The sequence below is a fragment of the Polaromonas naphthalenivorans CJ2 genome (assembly GCF_000015505.1).
In the GTDB taxonomy this organism is placed as follows: domain Bacteria; phylum Pseudomonadota; class Gammaproteobacteria; order Burkholderiales; family Burkholderiaceae_C; genus Polaromonas; species Polaromonas naphthalenivorans.
Window position 1 is genome coordinate 2,999,108 of sequence record NC_008781.1, and the last position, 18,169, is coordinate 3,017,276.

An 18,169-nucleotide genomic window follows, 5' to 3' on the forward strand; every position below is an offset into this window, starting at 1 on the left:
GGCGTAGAGTTCATAGCGAACCCTGAAGGAGGTAGCCATGAACGCCCAGACTTTCAATGCGTTGATGAACCAACAGGTGCCCCGGCTCACGCTGCGCCAGCGTGAGTTGCTCAAGAAGCGTCTGGATGAACTCGATGAGCAGCAAAAAGGGCTGGCCGTCATTGAGTCGTCCAGCGCGACTGAGCCGCGCTGCTGCCCACACTGCCAAGGCACCGAGCTTTACCGGCATGGCCACGTCAGTGGGTTACAGCGCTACCGCTGTCGGACATGCCGCCGCACGTTCAATGCCCTGACGGGCACCGCGCTGGCGCGGCTGCGCAAGAAGGGCAAGTGGTTCGGTTTTAGTGAAGCCCTGGCCGCGTCCCTCACCCTTCGCCGGGCCGCCACTGCCCTGCAGGTTCACCGAAACACTGCGCTGCGCTGGCGACACCGATTCCTGCGAGGCCTCAAGGCAGAGCGAGCCGCTACGCTGCGGGGCATCACCGAGGCCGACGAGACCTATTTCCTGGAGTCGTGCAAGGGTTGCCGCAAGCTGCAGCGTCCCGCGCGCCGGAGCGGCAGCAAGGCCCGCAGCGCCGGTCTGTCAAACGAACTGGTGTGCGTTTTGGTGGCTCGGGACCGTGCCGGACAGACGCTGGACTGGGTGATGGGACGCGGGCAGATGACAAAAGCCGCGCTGGCCGGCGCACTGCAGCCCGTGCTGGCCAAGGATGCGCTGCTGGTGAGCGATGGCAACCGGACCTACTGCGGCTTTGCGCAGGACGCGCACCTCGCGCACGAGGCGGTCAATCTGAACGCGGGCGTGCGCGTCAACGGCGCCATCCATGTCCAGAACGTCAACGCCTATCACGGCCGTCTCAAACAGTGGCTGCACCGCTTTCACGGCGTTGCCACGGGTTATCTGGACAACTACCTGGGCTGGTTTCGCGCCTTGGACAACCACCATGGCGACTCTGGGCAAGCTGTCTTGGCGATGGCCCTGGGAAGATTTCCACATTTAACAGTGACATAGCCTTTCAAATAGGTCTCGACCACCCGGTGAATGATCTCGCTGACGGGGGGATGCCAGTGTGGAGCTTGGCCGCTTTCAGGCGTTCAAGCATTTCCTCCGGGAAAAAGAAATTGGTGCGTTTCATGTGCGTGCTTTAACACACACAATGCAATGATGCCTTTGGCATCAAGCGCTTTTGGCCCCGGCCTGAAGGCCGAGGCTTGCCGCACTACTGGTCAAAAATCTGGCCCTCCCTGGCGGCAACGCGCTCGCCGTTGATGAAGGCGCGGCCGTCGAAGGCCAAGTCAGTCGCAGTAGTCATGGTCACCTCGTTTCAGGAAAAATTACTTCTGAAGCCGCCCTGCCCGCCAGCGCCCAGGCATGGTCACCAGCAAGGCCAACGGTCAGATGACGCCCAGCGCCGTCAGTTCGGCCCGGGTGGCGGCGGCAATCTCGCGTTCACGCTGGCGGGTTTGCCGCGCCACCCAGACGCTGTAGCCAACGATGACCATCGTTACCGTGGCAATCAGCAAGGTAGCCGCCGCGTAGATGGTCGGGTTGATGCCGCGCCGGGCATAGCCAAAAATCACCTGCGGCAGGGTGTTGACGCCCGGGCCGGACAAAAATTCTGCAATCACCACATCATCGAATGACAGGGTGAAGGACAGCAGAAAAGCCGCCAGGATGGCCTGGAAGATGTTGGGCAGCGTGATCAGGAAAAACACCTGGTGCGGCCGGGCGCCCAGGTCCATGGCGGCTTCTTCAATCGAACGGTTCACCTCCAGCAGCCGCGACTGCACAACCACCATGGCATACGCCATGCCCAGCAGGGTGTGGCCGAAGATGATGGTCAGCATGCCACGCTGCGGCCAGCCCAGGAAGTTTTGCGCGCCGACCATCAGCAGCAGCAGCGACAGGCCGATGACCACTTCCGGCATCACCAAAGGCGCATTGACCATGCCCGAGAAAATGGTGCGGCCGCCAAAGCGCCGGTAGCGCACCAGCACAAAGGCCGAAAACGTGCCCAGCAGGGCCGACAGCAGCCCGGAAACGGTCGCCACCTTCAGGGACAGCCAAAAGCCTTCAACAATCTTGGTGTCGCGGGTCAGGGCCTCATACCAGCGCAGCGAAAAGCCGGTGAACTCGGCGTCCTGCCGGGTGCTGTTGAACGAGAAAACGATCATGAAAATCAGCGGCAGGTACAAAAACAGGTACACCAGCGCCAGCCACAGCTTGCTGAAATGCTTTTCCAGAAAATTTTTCATGGCCCGATTCCTACTTCGCAGCCTCGGCCGCATCGCCGGTGTGGTGGTAATAAATCGCCAGCGGAACCACGATCAGCGCAATCATGACCACCGCCAGCGCCGTGGCCCGGGGCCAGTTGTTGCTGGTGAACATCTCGTCCCAGACCACCCGGCCGATCATGATGTTTTCCGGGCCACCGAGCAGCGAAGGAATCACGAACTCGCCGACCGACGGAATGAACACCAGCATGAAGCCGGCGATGATGCCGGCCCGCGACAGCGGCACGGTGACCAGCCAGAACGCCTTGAACGGCGAAGCACCCAGGTCATGGGCCGCTTCGAGCAGCCGGAAATCCATCTTCACCAGGTTGGCATACAGCGGCAGCACCATGAAAGGCAGGTACACATAGGTCATGCCCACCAGCATCGACACGTCGGTGTAGAGCAACTGGATGGGTTCGGACGTGAACCCAAGCGCCATCAGCGCCCGGTTCAGCACGCCCTGGTCCGCCAGAATGCCTTTCCAGGCATAGACGCGCAGCAGGAACGAGGTCCAGAACGGCAGCATCACCATCATCAGCAGCGCGGGCCGCACGCTGGGTGACGAGCGCGCGATGAAGTAGGCAAACGGATAGCCGACAGCCAGGCAAAGCAAGGCGGTGCACAGCGCGTACCAGAGGGACCGCAGGTAGGCCTCGACGTACAAGGTCTGGAACATCGGCCCGCCCTCGCCGCTGCGGAAAATCGACCAGTAGTTTTCGTACTTGAGTTTGAGCAGGCCGGTTTGCGAGTCCCAGATCGGCTTGAACGGATTGATGTCGTTGCCCATGTCCACAAAGCTGATGTACAGCAGGATCAAGAAGGGCAAAAAGAAAAACACGATCAGCCACACGTAGGGCACGCCAATCACGAAGCGTTTACCCGGCATGGGAAGGGTCGATGCGGCCATGTCGCTCCTTGTTTTTTTAATCGCGCAGGACAATACCGGCGCGGTCGCCCCACCAGAAAAAGACGCTGTCTTCCCAGGTGATGCCGCTGATATCTTCGCGCGAGGTGTTGGCTTCGGTGATCCTGACCCGAGAGCCGTCGCTGGCCACCACGATGTAGGTGTTATAGGAGCCGAAATAGGCAATTTCCTGGACCTTGCCGGCAAAGACATTGCGGCTAACTGCCGGCCGCTGCTTGCTGATCTCGATTTTCTCGGGCCGCACGGCAATCGCCAGCGGCATGTTCAGCGTACCGCTGACCCCATGGCCCACCTGGATTTCGCCGATGCCGGTGACGGCAGCGCAGCGGTCGGGCTCGTCCACGCTGAGCCGCCCTTCGAACATATTGACATTGCCGATGAAGTCCGCCACGAAACGGTTGGCCGGATGCTCATACACCTCTTCGGGCGTGCCGACCTGCAGCACCCGGCCCTTGCTCATGACCGCGATGCGGCCAGCCATGGTCATGGCCTCCTCCTGGTCGTGGGTCACCATGACGCAGGTCACGCCGACTTTTTCGATGATGTTGACCAGCTCGAACTGGGTCTGTTCGCGCAGTTTCTTGTCCAGCGCACCCAGCGGTTCATCAAGCAGCAGCAGCTTGGGCCGCTTGGCCAGGCTGCGCGCCAGCGCCACCCGCTGCTGCTGGCCTCCGGAAAGCTGGTGTGGCTTGCGTTTGGCATAGGGACCGAGCTGCACCAGGTCGAGCATTTCGCCCACGCGCTGCTGGATTTCAGCCTTGGCCAAGCCTTCGCGCTTCAGGCCAAAGGCGATGTTTTCCCAGATGTCGAGATGCGGAAACAGGGCATAGGACTGGAACATCATGTTGATCGGCCGCTCGTAGGGCTGCAGGCCGGCCACGTCCTGGCCGCCCAGCAGGATGCGGCCCGAGGTGGGTTTTTCGAAGCCTGCCAGCATGCGCAGCAAGGTGGATTTGCCGCAGCCTGAACTGCCCAGCAGCGCAAAAATCTCGCCCCGGCCGACCGACAGCGACACCTCGTCCACCGCCAGCGCTTCGTCAAAGCGCTTGACCAGTTTCTCGGTAACCAGATAGCCGTCTTTTGCATTCTTGTCCGCCATGTATCAACCTCTGCATTCGTGCTTCAGAAACTAAAAAGGGCTGTTCATACCCTCGGTATAAACAGCCCGGACTCACTCAGGACAGAAGCTTACTTGCCTTTTTTGAAGCTGTTGTAGGCATTGGCCATGGCTTCGCGGGCTTCATTGGTGAAGCTGCTCGGGGGAATCATCTTGCTGAAATAGTCAGCTTCCACAAAGATGGTCTTGTTGCCGGCAATCTCGGGCTTGATCTGGGCAATGGCGGCCTTGTTGGCCGTGGGGTAGTTCATGGTGTTGGTCACCGAGGCGGCGTTCTCGGGACGCAGGTAGAAGTCGATGAAGGCATGGGCATTGTTCGGATGCTTGGCATCCTTGGTAATGGCCATGGTGTCAGAAAACAGCAGGGCGCCGGTGCTGGGCAGCAGGGCCTGGATTTCATCCTTGGAGCCGTTTTCCTTGGCCCGGCCGGCTGCGATGTTGATGTCGCCCGACCAGCCAATGACCGCACAGGCCTTGCCGCCCGCCACGTCGTCGATCATGGTCGCGCTGAACAGGCGGATATCCTTGCGCACCTTGGCCAGCGCCTCGGCGGCGGCCTTGTAATCGGCCGGGTCGTTGGAGTAAGCATCCTTGCCGATGTAGTGCAGCGCCGCCGGCATGATCTCGGCAGGCGAGTCCAGGTAAGCAATGCCGCAGGACTTGAGCTTGGCTGTGTACTTGGGGTTGAGCACCAGATCCCAGGCGTTGTCAGGCATGGGCAGGCCAGCCAGGGCTTTTTCGGCCTTGGTCTTGTTGATGCCGACGGTGGTGAAACCCCAGGCCCATGGCACCAGGTACTTGTTGCCCGGGTCGGCCTTGGTCAGAACGCCCATGATGGCCGGGTCCAGGTTGGCCAGGTTCTTGATCTTGGACTTGTCCAGTGGCTGCAGCAGCCCGCCTTCGATCTGCGGCTTGGCGAACACCGTGCCCGGCACCACGATGTCATAGCCGGTATTGCCCGCCACCAGCTTGGCATGCAGGGCTTCATTGGTTTCAAAGGTGTCGTAATTGACCTTGATGCCGGTTTCCTTTTCAAAGGCGGCGATCATGCCTTCCGGAATGTAGTCGGGCCAGTTGTAGATGTTGAGCACCTTCTCCTCGGTATTGACCGGTAGCGCCGGGGCTGATGCCACGGGCGCGGGCGCGGGAGCGACCGCCACGGGCTCCTCTTTTTTGCCGCAGGCGGCCAGCAGGATTGCCGACATGGCCATAACCAGTACAAGTTTTTTCATGGTGAAACTCACTCCAGGGAGATAGGTGAAAAATGGACGGGGCAGGCGCCGCAACTGGCCGTCATGCGCCCCGTTGATGAAGCAATATCCGGACCCGTCAAAGCCCGCCGAATTGCAGCAATTATTCTATTCAATCCAGATGACCGGCCGCCTGCAAATCGGCCAGGGTCGCATCCAGGCAACGGCGAATCAGCGCGATCATTTCGTCGATCTGGTCGTGCGTCATGACCAGCGGCGGTGCAATGATCATGCGGTCGCCCACGGCCCGCATGATCAGCCCCAGCCGGAAGCAGTGGCTGCGGCACAGCATGCCCACGCCCAGTTCGGGCTTGAAGGCTTCCTGGGTCGCCTTGTTCCTGACCAGCACCAGCCCGGCCATGAAGCCGCAGGTCTCGGCCAGCCCCACCAGCGGATGCTCGCCCAGCTCGGTGAAGCGCCGGGCCAGATAAGGGCCGATGTCGTCACGCACCCGCCCGGGCAGGTTTTCCTTTTCCATCAGCTCCAGGTTGGCCAGGGCCACGGCGCAAGCCACCGGATGTCCGCTGTAGGTGTAGCCGTGGTTGAACTCGCCGCCCTGCTCGATCAGCACCGTGGCCACCCGGTCGCCGACCATGACGCCGCCCAGCGGAATGTAGCCGCTGGTCACGCCCTTGGCAAAAGTGACCAGGTCAGGCCGGTAGCCGAATTTCTCATAGGCGAACCAGTAACCCAGCCGGCCAAAGGCGCAAATCACTTCGTCACTGATCAGCAAGATGCCGTATTTATCGACGATGCGCTGGATCTCGGGCCAGTAACTGTCGGGCGCAATGATGACGCCGCCCGCGCCCTGCACCGGCTCGGCGATGAAGGCTGCCACCTTGTCCGGGCCGGTTTCAATGATTTTCTCTTCCAGCCAGCGGGCGGCACGCAAGCCGAATTCAGCGGAACTCTCGCCCGGCTGGCCGAGTTCGTAAAAATACGGCTGCTCGATGTGGGTGATGTTGGGAATCGGCAGGTCGCCCTGCGCGTGCATGCCGCTCATGCCGCCCAGCGAAGCCCCGGCCATGGTGCTGCCGTGGTAGGCGTTGTTGCGGCTGATGATGACTTTTCGCTGCGGCTGGCCCAGCAAGTCCCAGTAGCGGCGCACCATGCGCACATTCGAGTCGTTGCTCTCGGAGCCGCTGCTCGAATAAAACACATGCCTGAAGCTGCGGCCGCCGACCTCGGGCGCCAGCGCCGCCAGCTTGGCTGCCAGTTGCACCGCCGGCACATTGGTGGTCTGGAAAAAGCTGTTGTAGTAGGAGAGCAGCATCATCTGCCGGTAGGCGGCGCTGGCCAGTTCCTCGCGCCCGTAGCCGACATTGACGCACCACAGGCCGCTCATCGCATCGAGTATCTTGTGGCCCTCGGAATCCCAGACATAAATGTTCTCGGCCTTGGTGATCACCCGCGCGCCGCGCGTCGCCAGGTCCTTGAAATCGGTAAACGGATGCAGGAAATGCTCGCGGTCCAGAGCCTGGATCAGGGCGGTGTCAACAACGGTGTTCATGGTGCGGTCCCAGGGTTGTGTGGATTGATTCGGGAGTTGCGGCTCACACCAGCAGCAGCAGGTGTTCACGCTCCCAGGGCGAAATCACCTTCATGAACTCGGCAAATTCCATTTCCTTGATCTCGGAATACACCGTGACAAATTCGCGGCCCAGCACCTCGTGCAGGTCGGATTCGCGCCGCAGCCAGTCCAGCGCCTCACCCAGGCTGCGCGGCAGCGAATACGGCGACAGGTAGGCATCGCCCTTCATCTCCGGCTTGGGCTTGATCTTGTTCTTGATGCCCAGGTAGCCGCAGGCCAGCGTCATCGCCAGCGCCACATACGGATTGGCGTCGGCGCCGATCACCCGGTTTTCGACCCGGCGGGCCTGCGGCGTGGCAATCGGCGAGCGGATGCCCACCGTGCGGTTGTCATGGCCCCAGGCAATGTTGATGGGCGCCGCCGTGTCGCGCGACAGCCGCCGGTAGCTGTTGACATACGGCGCCACCAGGGCCATGGCCGCCGGAATGTAGCGCTGCAGGCCACCGATGTAATGAAAGAAAGCCTCCGACTCGCTGCCATCCGGGTTGCTGAAGATGTTCAGGCCGGTTTCCTTGCTGAGGATGCTCTGGTGCACATGCATCGCGCTGCCGGGCTCGCCGGCAATCGGCTTGGCCATGAAGGTGGCATACATGTTGTGGCGCAGGGCTGCTTCACGCACCGTGCGCTTGAAGAAAAACACCTCGTCGGCCAGACCCAGCGGATGGGCATGGAAAAAATTGATCTCCATCTGCCCCGCCCCGACCTCGTGAATCAGGGTATCGACATTGAGTTCCATCTTTTCGCAGTAGTCGTAGATGTCCTCGAACAGCGGGTCGAACTCGTTCACCGCGTCAATGCTGTAGGCCTGCCGGGAGGTTTCGGCCCGCCCGCTTCGGCCGATCGGCGGGCGCAGCAGGGTGTTGGGGTCGGTGTTGCGGGCCACCAGGTAGAACTCCAACTCCGGCGCCACCACCGGCACCAGGCCTTCGGCTTCATACAGCTCGCAGACGCGGCGCAGCACGCTGCGGGGCGCAAAAGGGATCAGCTTGCCGGCCGGATCAAAGCAGTCGTGGATGACCTGCGCGGTCGGGTTCGAGGCCCACGGAACAATCCGCACCGTGGACGGGTCGGGCCGCAAATGCATGTCCTTGTCGGTCGGGCTGATGACGTCGTAATACGGGCCGCTTTCGGGAAACTCGCCGGTCACGCCCATGGCCACCACCGCTTCGGGCAGGCGCATGCCCCGGTCTTCGGTGAACTTGCCGCGCGGCAAAATCTTGCCCCGGGCCACGCCGGTCAGGTCGGGCACCAGGCATTCCACTTCAGTGACCCTGCGTTCGTTCAGCCAGTTTTCAAGGTCGGTGAAGGTCGATGCCTTGCTCATGCTCATGTTGAAACTCATGGCGCGCTCCTGTTGTCGACGCATGTCGGTGGTTTGGATGAAGTTGAATTCAGGCGGCGGGTGCCCCTTGTTGTCGGGTTCGGCCTGCATGGCGGCGCTGGCAGGCCTGGCCAAACGCAGCCAGGATGGCACGGTAAAAAGGGTTGTCGTGGCAATTCCACTCGGGATGCCATTGCACCGCATAGGCAAACGCGGCGGCGCCCTCGATCTCAAATGCTTCAATGAGGCCGTCGGGCGAATGAGCCAGGGCGCGCAGGCCGCCGGCCAGCCGGGCAATGCCCTGGCCGTGCAGTGAATTGACCTGCGCGGCGTCAGCGCCGGCCCAGTCCGCAAAAGCGCTGCCCGGCACAAACCGGACTTCATGCGCCGGCCCGTAAGCCTCGTCCAGGCTGACGCCTTCGGGGTCACGGTGATCGAAGTGCCCTTCCCGCTCATGCACGCTTTGCTCCAGCGAGCCGCCCAGGGCCACATTGATTTCCTGGAAGCCCCGGCAGATTCCCAGCAGCGGCACGCCAGACGCGTGGCAGGCGTGCACCAGCGCCAGCGTGAGCGCATCGCGCTGCGGGTCCAGCGGCAAACGGGGGTCGGCCACTTCCTCGCCGAAATGAGACGGATGCACGTTCGAGGGCGAGCCGGTCAGCAAGACGCCATCGACCAGCGCCAGGAGCGCCGGTATCTGGGCCACATCGGCCAGGGGAAACAGCACCGGCTGCGCACCGGCGCACTCCTTGACGGCGCGGGCGTATTTGTCGCCCAGCACCAGAAAGGGCGATTGATGCCCGGGCTTTCCCACAAGCCGGTGGTCGGCCGGCAGCCACACCAGGGCCTGGGGAAATGCTTGTGAAGGAATCGACATGCTGCGGCGCGTGGATTGCGTTGATTTTGGTGGAGTCCCTGGCCGGTGCCAGAAGCTCATCATGAAGCGTGATTGGGTCACAATAGGTGCCATTTGGCGCCTGGCGATGGTGCCACTTTGCCACAAGGGGGCAGTCCTTGCCTGAGCCATGGGCTCCACGACCGACTCAAGGCCTCATGCTGTCCGAATTCCTGCTCTCCGAACTGTCCCGCCTGCGCGCCGCCAGCGAACTGCCGCTGCACCGGCAGCTGTACGAAGCGCTGCGGCGCGTCATGCTGGAGGGCTATCTGCAGGCCGGTGAACGGCTGGCCTCCAGCCGCGACCTGGCACGCGGCCTGGGCCTGTCGCGCAACACCGTCATCACCGCGCTGAACCAGCTGACGGTCGAAGGCTACCTGGTCAGCCGCGTCGGCAGCGGCACCTATGTCAGCGACAACTGCCCCAAGGCCGCCCCCAAGCCCCGCGCGCGGCTGGCCGCGCAGCGCCCGCACCTGTCGCGGCGCGGTGAAACCCTGACCAGCTGCTACACCGCCGACCAGCTGGAGGTGCAGCCCTTCACCGCCGGCATTCCCGACTTCAGCGCCTTTCCAGTGGCACTGTGGCAGCGGCTGCAAAACAAGCACTGGCGCATGAGCTACCCCGAGATGCTGGACTACAGCGGCGCCGGCGGCCATGCCCCGCTGCGCCGGGCCGTCGCCGATTACCTGCGGGTGTTTCGCAGCGTGCAGCTCGATGCCGACCAGGTCATCATCACCGCCGGCACGCAGCAGTCGATTGCCCTGTGCGCGCAGCTGCTGGCCGACCATGGCGATACGCTGTGGATCGAAGACCCGGCCTACTGGGGCGCCATCAAGGCCCTGACGGCCGGCGGCCTCAAGCTGCATCCGGTGGCCGTCGATGGCGAAGGCATGGCACCCGGCGCCGCCGACGAAGCCGCGCCGCCCCGGCTGATCTACGTCACGCCGTCGCACCAGTACCCGACCGGCGCGGTCATGTCGCTGGCCCGGCGCCGGCTGCTGCTGGCCACCGCCCGGCGGCACGGCGCCTGGATACTGGAGGACGACTACGACAGCGAATTCCGTTTCAGCGGCCCGCCGGTCTCGTCGCTGGCCGGCCTGGACAAGGACGAGCGGGTGCTCTACATGGGCACGTTCTCCAAGGTGCTCTACCCCGGCCTGAAGCTGGGCTACCTGGTGGTGCCCAAGTCGCTCATCGGCCCATTCCGCCAGGCCCATTACGACCTGAACCGGCCCGGCCAGATGCCGCTGCAGGCTGCGCTGTCCGAGTTCATCGAGATGGGACATTTCACGGCGGCGCTGCGCAAGTCGCGCGTGAGCTACGCGCTGCGGCGGCAAAGCCTGCTCGAAGGCCTCAAGCCCTGCCTGGGCGAGCACGCCTTCATCTCCGGCGCGGAACAGGGGCTGCATCTGTGCGTGCGCCTGCCGCCCACGCTCGACGACCAGGCGCTGGCCCGCCGCATCGCCGAGCACGGCCTCTTGGTGCGCCCGCTGTCGGGCTACTGCCTGCAGCGGCGCGACGCGCGCGGACTGGTCATCGGCTACGGCTACGCGCCCTTGGCCGGCATCATGCAGGGCGCGCCGGTGCTGGCGCGGCTGATCCAGGAGGAGATTCGGCGCTGGAAGGCCGGTTTTTAAGGAAAATAAGGCTTTTGCGCATGCTGGATGGGCGTTGGCAGCTATTATTTTAATAGTGCATGAAAGCCTGAATCTGCAGACTCCAGGGGAACGGGAACCTTGCCCTTGGTACGATATTTGATTCATGCGGCTGGCTTGGCTGTCCCCCTGACGGCAAGGACGCGCCAGACCGCCTATTTGTAGGAACCATCAAGGCAAGGCCATAAAAATGAACATCATCCTGACCCAAGACCCGAAATTCATGCTGCGCTTCGCCACCCCTGACGATGCCGGCCTGGTGGTGAGCCTGATGGAAAAGCTCGGCGCCTCCAGGAAAAAGATGGCCGGCAAAATCACCGCCACCGAAGAAGGCATCCGCCAGCTTCTGGCCGACAAAAAAGGAGAGGCGGTTTTTGGCATTCACGGCGGCCAGACGGTCGGGCTGGTCTATTTTTACCAGACCTCGTCGGCCTTCACCGGGCAATCGGGGCTTCATATCGACGGCTTCCTGATCGATGAAACCTTGCGCTTCAAGGGGCCGGGCAAGGCCATGATGGCATTCATGGCCCGGCTGGCGCTTGACCGGGGCTGCCAGCAACTCGAATGGGGCTGCCTCGACTGGAACAAGCCCACCGTCAGGTTTTCCAGGCGGCTAGGTTCCCACGGCGTGGACACCCAGACCCTCTACCAGTTCGCCCCCGACCAGCTGAAGGCCTGCGCGGCACAGTTTTGAGCCGCATCACAGCCAGTCGCGCAGCCGGTGATACGCCATGCCCAGCACCAGACTGGGTGTTCGCAGCCACAGCCCGCCCGCAAACGGTGCGTGCTTGAGGCGGGCAAACACATCGAAACGCCCGGCCTGCCCGGCGATGGCTTCGGCCACCAGCCGCCCGCCCAGCCCGGTCGCAGGCGATGCCGTGCCGGCCGATGCGCTCGTCGATCAGGGCGATGGCTTCGAGCGACATGGCCCAGGCCTGGCGCGCCGCTGCATTGCCCAGTTGCTGCTCGAAAAGCAACGGCGGCAGCGGCGGCTCGCGCAGCACGCTGGCTTCGTAGTAGCTCTGGCGGCCCAGCTGAGTGTCGGACTGGAGCAGCATGCTTCAGGCGCTGGGGGGCAAAGGCTTGGCGAACTGACCCAGGCTCATGAAAAAGTCCTCCGGTAAACTGACCTGAACATAACCCGGCCGGGCTACTTGGGCTGGGTCCACTTCATTCCCTCGCAGGGAAACCACTTCTTTTCCTGCCCCGCCCCGGAGCCTCAAACGTGCCACACCGCCCTGCTTCCCCCTGGATTGCCTATGCCTGCCTGGCGCTGAGCATGTCGCTGGTGGGCAGTTATGTCGCCCTGTCCAAGCCGCTGGTGGCCGCGCTGCCGGTGTTTTTGCTGGCCTGGCTGCGCTTTGGCATTGGCGGGCTGGCGATGGCGCACTGGCTGAAAAAGCCGGCTCATGAAGCGCCAATGAGTTCGCAGACCCGCCGGCTGCTGTTCCTGGAGTCGTTCCTGGGCAACTTCCTGTTTTCGATCTGCATGCTGTTTGGCGTGAGCCTGACCAGCGCGGTGGCCGCCGGCGTCATCATGGCGGCCATTCCGGCCACGGTGGCGCTGCTGAGCTGGCTGTTTCTGCGCGAGCGCATCAGCGCGCGGGTGTGGGCCGCCGTGGCCTGCGCGGTGCTCGGCATTGCTCTCGTTTCGCTATCAAAAAATGAGCTATCCATGCATATGCGTAGTGCGCAAGAGGCCGATTTGGCTTCAAAAAATGCCTGGCTTGGCAATCTGCTGCTGGTGGGCGCGGTGCTGTGCGAGGCGGCGTATGCGGTGATCGGCAAGAAGCTGACCGGCGTGCTCGGCCCCAAACGCATCACCGCCCTGATCAACCTGTGGGGCTTTGCGCTGGTCACGCCGCTGGGGCTGTGGATGGCCTGGGATTTTGACTTTGCCGGGGTGGCGCCGCCGATCTGGCTGCTGCTGGTGTTTTATGCGCTGGCCGCCAGCGTCTGGACGGTGTGGCTGTGGATGACCGGCCTGAAAACCGTGCCCGCCAACCAGGCCGGCGTGTTCACCGTGATGCTGCCGGTCAGCGCGGCGGCGGTCGGCGTGCTGGTGCTGGGCGAGCACCTGAGCGGCACGCAAGTCGGCGCTTTTGCGATTGCGCTGACCGGCGTGGTGCTGGCGACGCTGCCAGAACGCGGCAGACCCAAGCCGGCACAGGCCGCGCCGCTGCGGTGAATTGCTCCCTGCGCGGCGCGGCCAGATTCAGGCGAACAGCGCCTTGTACTGCTCGCGCAAGACGTTTTTCTGCACCTTGCCCATGGTGTTGCGCGGCAACTCGCTGACCACGAAGCATTGCTTGGGCACCTTGAAATTGGCCAGGCTTGACTTGAGCGTGGCGACGATCCGCGCCCCGTCGGGCGTGGCGCCGGGTTTGGCAATCACCACGGCCACGCCGACTTCGCCAAAGTCCGGGTGCGGCACGCCGACCACCGCGCTTTCAGCCACGCCGGGCAACTCGTTGATATAGCCTTCGATCTCGGCCGGATAGACGTTGTAGCCGCCGCTGATGATCAAGTCCTTGCTGCGCCCGACGATGGTGATGTAGCCGTCCGCGTCGATTTTGCCGACGTCGCCGGTCTTGAAATAGCCGTCGGCGGTGAACTCTTCGGCGGTTTTCTCGGGCATGCGCCAGTAGCCCGCAAAGACATTCGGCCCCTTGACCTGGATGTTGCCGATCTCCCCTGGCGGCAGGCCCTGGCCATCGTCACCCACCACCCGCAGGCTGACGCCCGGCAGCGCAAAGCCGACCGTTCCGCCGCGCCGCTCGCCGCCTTGGTACGGGTTGGAGGTCAGCATGGCGGTTTCGGACATGCCGTAGCGCTCCAGGATGGTGTGGCCGGTGCGCGCCTGCCACTCGCGGAAGGTCTCGATCAACAGCGGCGCCGACCCGGCGATAAACAGGCGCATGCTGCGGCAGGCATCCACCGTCAAGCCGGGCTCGGCCAGCAGCCGCACATACAGCGTCGGCACGCCCATGAAGACAGTCGCTTGCGGCAGTTTTTCAATGACTTTTTTCGGGTCGAACTTCGCCAGCCAGATCATCTTGCTGCCATTGATCAGCGCGCCGTGAATGGCGACGAACAGGCCGTGGACATGGAAAATCGGCAGCGCGTGGATCAGCACATCGCCTTGTTTCCAGCCCCAGTAATCCTGGAGCACCCGCGCATTGCTGAGCAGGTTGCCGTGCGACAGCATCGCGCCCTTGCTGCGTCCGGTCGTGCCGCTGGTGTACAAAATGGCGGCCATGTCGTCGGGCTGCTTGACCACCACTTCATGCTGGTCGCTGCAATGCGCGGCGCGCTCTAACAGCGAGCCGGTGCGGTCGTCGCCCAGCGTGAAGACATGTTGCGTGCCGGCCTTGAAGGCGATCTTGCTGACCCAGCCAAAATTGGCGCTGCTGCAGACCACCACCGACGGCTCGGCATTGCCGATGAAATACTCGATCTCCAGGCTCTGGTAGGCGGTGTTCAGCGGCAAGAACACATAGCCCGCGCGCAATGTGGCCAGGTACAGCACCATGGCCTCGACCGATTTTTCGACCTGCACGGCAATGCGGGCGCCCTCGGGCAGGTTAAGCGACTGCAGCAGATTGGCCATCATGGCGCTGCCATGCTCCAGGTCGCGCCATGAATACAGCAGGCCGTCGCCGGTTTCAATGGCGACTTCGTCCAGCGCCGCAGGAAAGGCAGCCCGCAGCGCGGCAAACAGGTTGTGGTTGGTCATGGGATTCAAAAATTTCAAAAAAATGGAGTGCTGTCGTTCATGCGCTGAACGCCGGTGGACGCTTTTCCATGAAGGCACCTATGCCTTCACGGTGCTCGCCAGAATCCGCGTAGTCATACGCAGTCGCTATTAAATCTATAGCTGCTTGCGCAGGCTGGACATGCGCAAGAGCCCTAAATGATGCTTTATTCAGGCGCGCGGCCTGCGGCGCCAGTTGCCGGATGCGATGCATGCGCTCCTGCACCGCAGCGTCCAGCGCATCGGGCGCAAGCAGCTGGTTCAGAAAGCCGCGCTGCTTCATCTCGGCCGCGTCCAGCACGGCGGCCGACAGCAGCATCTCGCGCGCCGTCAACTCGCCCACGGCGCGCATCACCAGCGCCGCCTCGCGCGGCGCCATCGGAAAGCCGAGCCGGGCAATCGGCGCGCCAAAGCGGGCGCTGTCGGCGGCCATGCGGATATCGCAGCAGCTGGCAATCTCGACGCCCGCGCCCATGCAGTTGCCCTCGATCTGCGCAAGGATGGGCACGTCGCAATCGAGCATCGCCTGCAGGCCGCCCCAGACATCGTTTTCATGGAAGTCGCGCAGGCTGGCCTCCTCGAAGCGAAAACCGGCGTATTCGGAAATATCGCCGCCCGCGCAAAAATGGCCGCTGTCACCCCGCACCAGCACGCAATGCACATCACGGCGCTGCTGGATGGCCTCAAAAGCGGCACGCAACTCGCGCCACATCACGCGCGACATGGCGTTGAACTTGCCGGGATGCGACAGCGTGACCGTTGCCAGGGAGTCCGAAATTTCAATTAAAACAGCACCGCTCATCAATCCATTACTCCATTTGCTCGATTAATCAAGTTTGGCGCCAGAGGCCTTGACGACAGCCGCCCAGCGCCTGACCTCGGCGCTGACAAAGCTGCCGAACTGCGCCGGCGTCAGGTTGCCGAACTCGGCGCCGTTGCTGGCCCAGATGGCTTTCAGCTCATCGGTGGCAGCGGCCTTGCGCAGCTCTTCCACGATGCGCGCCTGCACATCGGCCGGCGTTCCCTTGGGCGCCCACAGGCCGTACCAGGTGGTCACGGTGTAGTCGGGCAGGCCCAGTTCGGCGGCGCAGGGCACGTCCGGAAAAGCCGGACTGCGCTTGCCGCCCGAGACCATCAGCGCCTTGATGCGGCCGCCCTTGATGTGCCCTGCCGACGAACCCAGCCCGTCGAACATCATGTCCACATTGCCCGAGATCAGGTCCTGCAGCGCCGGCCCCGCGCCCCGGTAGGGAATGTGGGTGATAAAGGTTTTGGTCTGCTGCTTGAACAGCTCGCCGGCCAGGTGGTGCGACGTACCCGCGCCGGCCGAGCCGTAGTTGAAGCCGGCCGGCTTGGCGCGCACCTGCGCCAGGAAGGCCTTGAAATCGCCGGGCATGTTCTTCGGGTTGACGACCAGCACCTGCGGCACATTGGCCACCAGCGCCAGCGGCACGAAGTCTTTTTCAATGTCGTAGTCGAGCTTCGGGTACATCGAAGGCGCGATCGCATGGTGCACGGCGCCCATGAACAGCGTGTAGCCGTCGGGCTGCGCCCGGGCCGCGATGCTCGCGCCCAGCGTGCCGCCCGCGCCGCCCCGGTTGTCGATGATGAGCTGCTTGCCGGTCAGCTTGGCAAACTGCGCCGACAGCGGACGGGCAAAGGCATCGGTGCCGCCGCCGGCCGGAAACGGCACGATCACCGTGACCGGCTTGGCGGGCCAGGCCGGCTGGGCGTGGCTGCCGAACGACAGCGCCGCCATGCCGGCGGCTGCGGCGCGCAACACGCTGCGGCGGGTGCCGCTGGTTTCAACCTCAAATGCCATCAATGCCATGTCTGTCTCCTGTTTTGTTATTGACTCAAGCGGCTGCCCGCGCCTCTTCAAATGTACAAATCCTGGATCAGGGTGGATACCGGGACTTTCCCCTGCGCGAGCAGCGCGCGGTGCTTGTCCAGGCGCTTGAGGTCGTACAGGTAATTGACCATCAGGCCGTAAGACTGTTTGAGTCCCTTGGGAGACGGGTCGGCGGCCCAGTTGAGGCGCTCCACGCGGGCGCCGTTGCCCAGGTGAAAGCGCGCCACCGCATCGAGCGGCTTGCCATCCTTCAGCCCCTGCCCGAGGTAATGCGCGGCGCACTGCAGCAGCATCCGGCGCAGCGGCGACTTCTCGGGCAACTCCAGCGGACTTTCAATGGCATCCAGGAAACCGCCGGGCGTGAGCGGATCGGCACCGATGGCCTGGCTCAGCGCCGTGCGCTCCTTGTCGGCCAGCTGGTCGAGCAGGCCAGCGGCATTCTTGCCAAGCCAGCTCCGCAAGCCCGGAATCGGCGACAGCGTGGCAAACACCTTGAGCCTGGGAAACTCGTCCTTGAGCGTTTCCACCACGCGCTTGATCAGCGAGTCGCCAAAACTCACGCCGCGCAAGCCGGGCTGGGTGTTGCTGATCGAATAAAAAATGGCGGTGGTCGCCTTGTCCAGGTCGGACGCGGCGGCATGCTCGTCGAGCAGCGGCTCGATGCTTGCGGCCATCTCGCCGACCAGCGCGACCTCGACAAAGATCAGGGGAATGCCCGGCAGGCGCGGATGGAAAAACCCGTAGCAGCGCCGGTCGCTGTCCAGCCGGTTCTTCACATCGGCCCAGCTCTTGATGTCATGCACCGCTTCGTACTGGATCAGCTTTTCAATCAATGACGCTGGCGAATCCCAACTGATGCGGCGCAAATCCAGAAAACCCACGTCGAACCAGGTCGAGAACATGTATTCCAGCTCGACATCGAGCGCCATCAGCCGTTTGTCGGCCTTCAGGAAAGGCAGCATTTCCGCCCGCAGATCGACCAGGAAGCGAACGCCTTCGGGGTACACGCTGAAACGCTGGAGCAGGCGGCGGCGCGGCGACACGGTGGCGCGGCGGTAATGCACCTCGGCCACGGCCTCGTCGGGCGTGCCGACCGCTGCGGCGAACTTCGCCTGGGCCTCCCTGGTTTTTTGCGCATCGGCGACAAAAATTTCGCTCATCAGCAGCCACAGGTCGCGGCGCTGCGCCAGCGGGGCGTCCGCATACCAGGCGGCCACGTCCATGGCTCGCCGCCCACCCTCGACCTCGCTCACGCGCGGGTCGATGATGGCCTGCAGCTCCTGCAAGGCGCGGCGCAGCAGACGGGGCGACAGCGCCTCGCCCTCCTGGCGCAGCGTGGCTTCGAGGCGCACGGGAATGGAGCGGGCGGCCGGGCTGTCTTTTGGAGCGTCTTCTGCTCCTGATTTGCTAGCTGCCTGCGCCCGTATGTCCTGCGCATCAGCGTCTTTTTGCTTTGAAGAGGCGGCAGGCAGCAGCCGGGAGACGTTGCGCCCTATCCAGTTGCTGCTGTTCATGGAAAAAACTCCTTGAAG

16 protein-coding genes and 1 pseudogene are annotated in these 18,169 nt (G+C 63.3%); 5 read left to right on the forward strand and 12 right to left on the reverse strand.

What is annotated here, in order from left to right; all coding sequences use genetic code 11:
* The first annotated feature begins 37 nt into the window (after positions 1-37).
* Positions 38-1,012, forward strand: a complete 975-nt coding sequence (locus tag PNAP_RS14275) for an IS1595-like element ISPna2 family transposase (protein ID WP_011801141.1) — start codon at positions 38-40, stop codon at positions 1,010-1,012.
* Positions 1,013-1,395: 383 nt separating this feature from the next.
* Here the strand turns inward: PNAP_RS14275 and PNAP_RS14280 are convergent, their stop codons facing one another.
* The 7 genes from PNAP_RS14280 to PNAP_RS14310 all read right to left on the reverse strand — a co-directional run bounded on the left by PNAP_RS14280 (position 1,396) and on the right by PNAP_RS14310 (position 9,358).
* Positions 1,396-2,256 (reverse strand): ABC transporter permease, encoded by an 861-nt coding sequence (locus tag PNAP_RS14280; protein WP_011802235.1) that lies wholly within the window; start codon positions 2,254-2,256, stop codon positions 1,396-1,398.
* A gap of 10 nt (positions 2,257-2,266) precedes the next feature.
* Entirely contained in the window at positions 2,267-3,184 is a 918-nt protein-coding gene (locus tag PNAP_RS14285; protein WP_011802236.1) for an ABC transporter permease, read from the reverse strand.
* Positions 3,185-3,200: 16 nt separating this feature from the next.
* Positions 3,201-4,301 carry an ABC transporter ATP-binding protein gene (locus tag PNAP_RS14290; RefSeq protein WP_011802237.1) on the reverse strand — a complete coding sequence of 367 codons (1,101 nt, stop codon included), beginning with the start codon at positions 4,299-4,301 and terminating at the stop codon, positions 3,201-3,203.
* A gap of 89 nt (positions 4,302-4,390) precedes the next feature.
* Positions 4,391-5,551, reverse strand: a complete 1,161-nt coding sequence (locus PNAP_RS14295) for an extracellular solute-binding protein (protein WP_011802238.1) — start codon at positions 5,549-5,551, stop codon at positions 4,391-4,393.
* A gap of 130 nt (positions 5,552-5,681) precedes the next feature.
* The gene (locus PNAP_RS14300; protein ID WP_011802239.1) at positions 5,682-7,079 is read right to left on the reverse strand and encodes an aspartate aminotransferase family protein; all 1,398 of its coding nucleotides are present in this window, start codon (positions 7,077-7,079) and stop codon (positions 5,682-5,684) included.
* Between the two features lie 43 nt (positions 7,080-7,122).
* Positions 7,123-8,502 carry a glutamine synthetase family protein gene (locus tag PNAP_RS14305; protein ID WP_011802240.1) on the reverse strand — a complete coding sequence of 460 codons (1,380 nt, stop codon included), beginning with the start codon at positions 8,500-8,502 and terminating at the stop codon, positions 7,123-7,125.
* A gap of 49 nt (positions 8,503-8,551) precedes the next feature.
* Positions 8,552-9,358 carry a gamma-glutamyl-gamma-aminobutyrate hydrolase family protein gene (locus PNAP_RS14310; RefSeq protein ID WP_041376722.1) on the reverse strand — a complete coding sequence of 269 codons (807 nt, stop codon included), beginning with the start codon at positions 9,356-9,358 and terminating at the stop codon, positions 8,552-8,554.
* A gap of 176 nt (positions 9,359-9,534) precedes the next feature.
* Between PNAP_RS14310 and pdxR the strand changes: the two genes are divergently transcribed.
* Together pdxR and PNAP_RS14320 are read left to right on the forward strand one after the other, a co-directional pair.
* Positions 9,535-11,013, forward strand: coding sequence for a MocR-like pyridoxine biosynthesis transcription factor PdxR (gene pdxR, locus PNAP_RS14315; protein WP_011802242.1), 1,479 nt, complete (start codon positions 9,535-9,537; stop codon positions 11,011-11,013).
* 208 nt (positions 11,014-11,221) lie between these two features.
* Complete coding sequence (locus PNAP_RS14320; RefSeq protein ID WP_011802243.1) at positions 11,222-11,725, forward strand: GNAT family N-acetyltransferase; 504 nt, start codon at positions 11,222-11,224, stop codon at positions 11,723-11,725.
* Between the two features lie 6 nt (positions 11,726-11,731).
* Here PNAP_RS14320 and PNAP_RS27045 read toward each other — a convergent pair.
* Positions 11,732-11,899 (reverse strand): annotated as a pseudogene (locus PNAP_RS27045) (FAD-dependent oxidoreductase); the annotation flags it as partial.
* A 20-nt stretch (positions 11,900-11,919) separates the two neighbouring features.
* Here PNAP_RS27045 and PNAP_RS28150 point away from each other — a divergent pair.
* Both PNAP_RS28150 and PNAP_RS14325 read left to right on the forward strand, forming a co-directional pair.
* Positions 11,920-12,048, forward strand: a complete 129-nt coding sequence (locus tag PNAP_RS28150; protein WP_269667000.1) for a hypothetical protein — start codon at positions 11,920-11,922, stop codon at positions 12,046-12,048.
* A gap of 208 nt (positions 12,049-12,256) precedes the next feature.
* The gene (locus PNAP_RS14325) at positions 12,257-13,219 is read left to right on the forward strand and encodes a DMT family transporter (RefSeq protein WP_011802244.1); all 963 of its coding nucleotides are present in this window, start codon (positions 12,257-12,259) and stop codon (positions 13,217-13,219) included.
* A gap of 27 nt (positions 13,220-13,246) precedes the next feature.
* On the opposite strand, the gene PNAP_RS14330 is transcribed toward PNAP_RS14325, so the two are convergent.
* From PNAP_RS14330 to PNAP_RS14345, 4 genes are read right to left on the reverse strand one after another with little or no spacing between them, the layout of a single operon-like run.
* On the reverse strand, positions 13,247-14,767 hold the full coding sequence (locus tag PNAP_RS14330) for a malonate--CoA ligase (protein ID WP_011802245.1): 1,521 nt from the start codon (positions 14,765-14,767) through the stop codon (positions 13,247-13,249).
* Positions 14,768-14,804: 37 nt separating this feature from the next.
* On the reverse strand, positions 14,805-15,587 hold the full coding sequence (locus PNAP_RS14335) for an enoyl-CoA hydratase/isomerase family protein (protein WP_011802246.1): 783 nt from the start codon (positions 15,585-15,587) through the stop codon (positions 14,805-14,807).
* 24 nt (positions 15,588-15,611) lie between these two features.
* Complete coding sequence (locus PNAP_RS14340; protein ID WP_011802247.1) at positions 15,612-16,616, reverse strand: Bug family tripartite tricarboxylate transporter substrate binding protein; 1,005 nt, start codon at positions 16,614-16,616, stop codon at positions 15,612-15,614.
* Between the two features lie 47 nt (positions 16,617-16,663).
* On the reverse strand, positions 16,664-18,151 hold the full coding sequence (locus tag PNAP_RS14345; RefSeq protein ID WP_011802248.1) for a malonyl-CoA decarboxylase: 1,488 nt from the start codon (positions 18,149-18,151) through the stop codon (positions 16,664-16,666).
* Between the last annotated feature and the right edge of the window lie 18 nt (positions 18,152-18,169).

Bases quoted from the DNA above. Each gene is read 5' to 3' on its own strand.
- PNAP_RS14300 (WP_011802239.1), bottom strand. From the start codon at position 7,079: ATGAACACCGTTGTTGACACCGCCCTGATCCAGGCTCTGGACCGCGAG.
- PNAP_RS14280 (WP_011802235.1), bottom strand. From the start codon at position 2,256: ATGAAAAATTTTCTGGAAAAGCATTTCAGCAAGCTGTGGCTGGCGCTG.
- PNAP_RS14305 (WP_011802240.1), bottom strand. From the start codon at position 8,502: ATGAGTTTCAACATGAGCATGAGCAAGGCATCGACCTTCACCGACCTT.
- PNAP_RS14335 (WP_011802246.1), bottom strand. From the start codon at position 15,587: ATGAGCGGTGCTGTTTTAATTGAAATTTCGGACTCCCTGGCAACGGTC.
- PNAP_RS14295 (WP_011802238.1), bottom strand. From the start codon at position 5,551: ATGAAAAAACTTGTACTGGTTATGGCCATGTCGGCAATCCTGCTGGCC.
- PNAP_RS14345 (WP_011802248.1), bottom strand. From the start codon at position 18,151: ATGAACAGCAGCAACTGGATAGGGCGCAACGTCTCCCGGCTGCTGCCT.
- PNAP_RS14330 (WP_011802245.1), bottom strand. From the start codon at position 14,767: ATGACCAACCACAACCTGTTTGCCGCGCTGCGGGCTGCCTTTCCTGCG.
- PNAP_RS14290 (WP_011802237.1), bottom strand. From the start codon at position 4,301: ATGGCGGACAAGAATGCAAAAGACGGCTATCTGGTTACCGAGAAACTG.
- PNAP_RS14340 (WP_011802247.1), bottom strand. From the start codon at position 16,616: ATGGCATTGATGGCATTTGAGGTTGAAACCAGCGGCACCCGCCGCAGC.
- PNAP_RS14275 (WP_011801141.1), top strand. From the start codon at position 38: ATGAACGCCCAGACTTTCAATGCGTTGATGAACCAACAGGTGCCCCGG.
- PNAP_RS14320 (WP_011802243.1), top strand. From the start codon at position 11,222: ATGAACATCATCCTGACCCAAGACCCGAAATTCATGCTGCGCTTCGCC.
- PNAP_RS28150 (WP_269667000.1), top strand. From the start codon at position 11,920: ATGCGCTCGTCGATCAGGGCGATGGCTTCGAGCGACATGGCCCAGGCC.
- PNAP_RS14285 (WP_011802236.1), bottom strand. From the start codon at position 3,184: ATGGCCGCATCGACCCTTCCCATGCCGGGTAAACGCTTCGTGATTGGC.
- pdxR (WP_011802242.1), top strand. From the start codon at position 9,535: ATGCTGTCCGAATTCCTGCTCTCCGAACTGTCCCGCCTGCGCGCCGCC.
- PNAP_RS14310 (WP_041376722.1), bottom strand. From the start codon at position 9,358: ATGTCGATTCCTTCACAAGCATTTCCCCAGGCCCTGGTGTGGCTGCCG.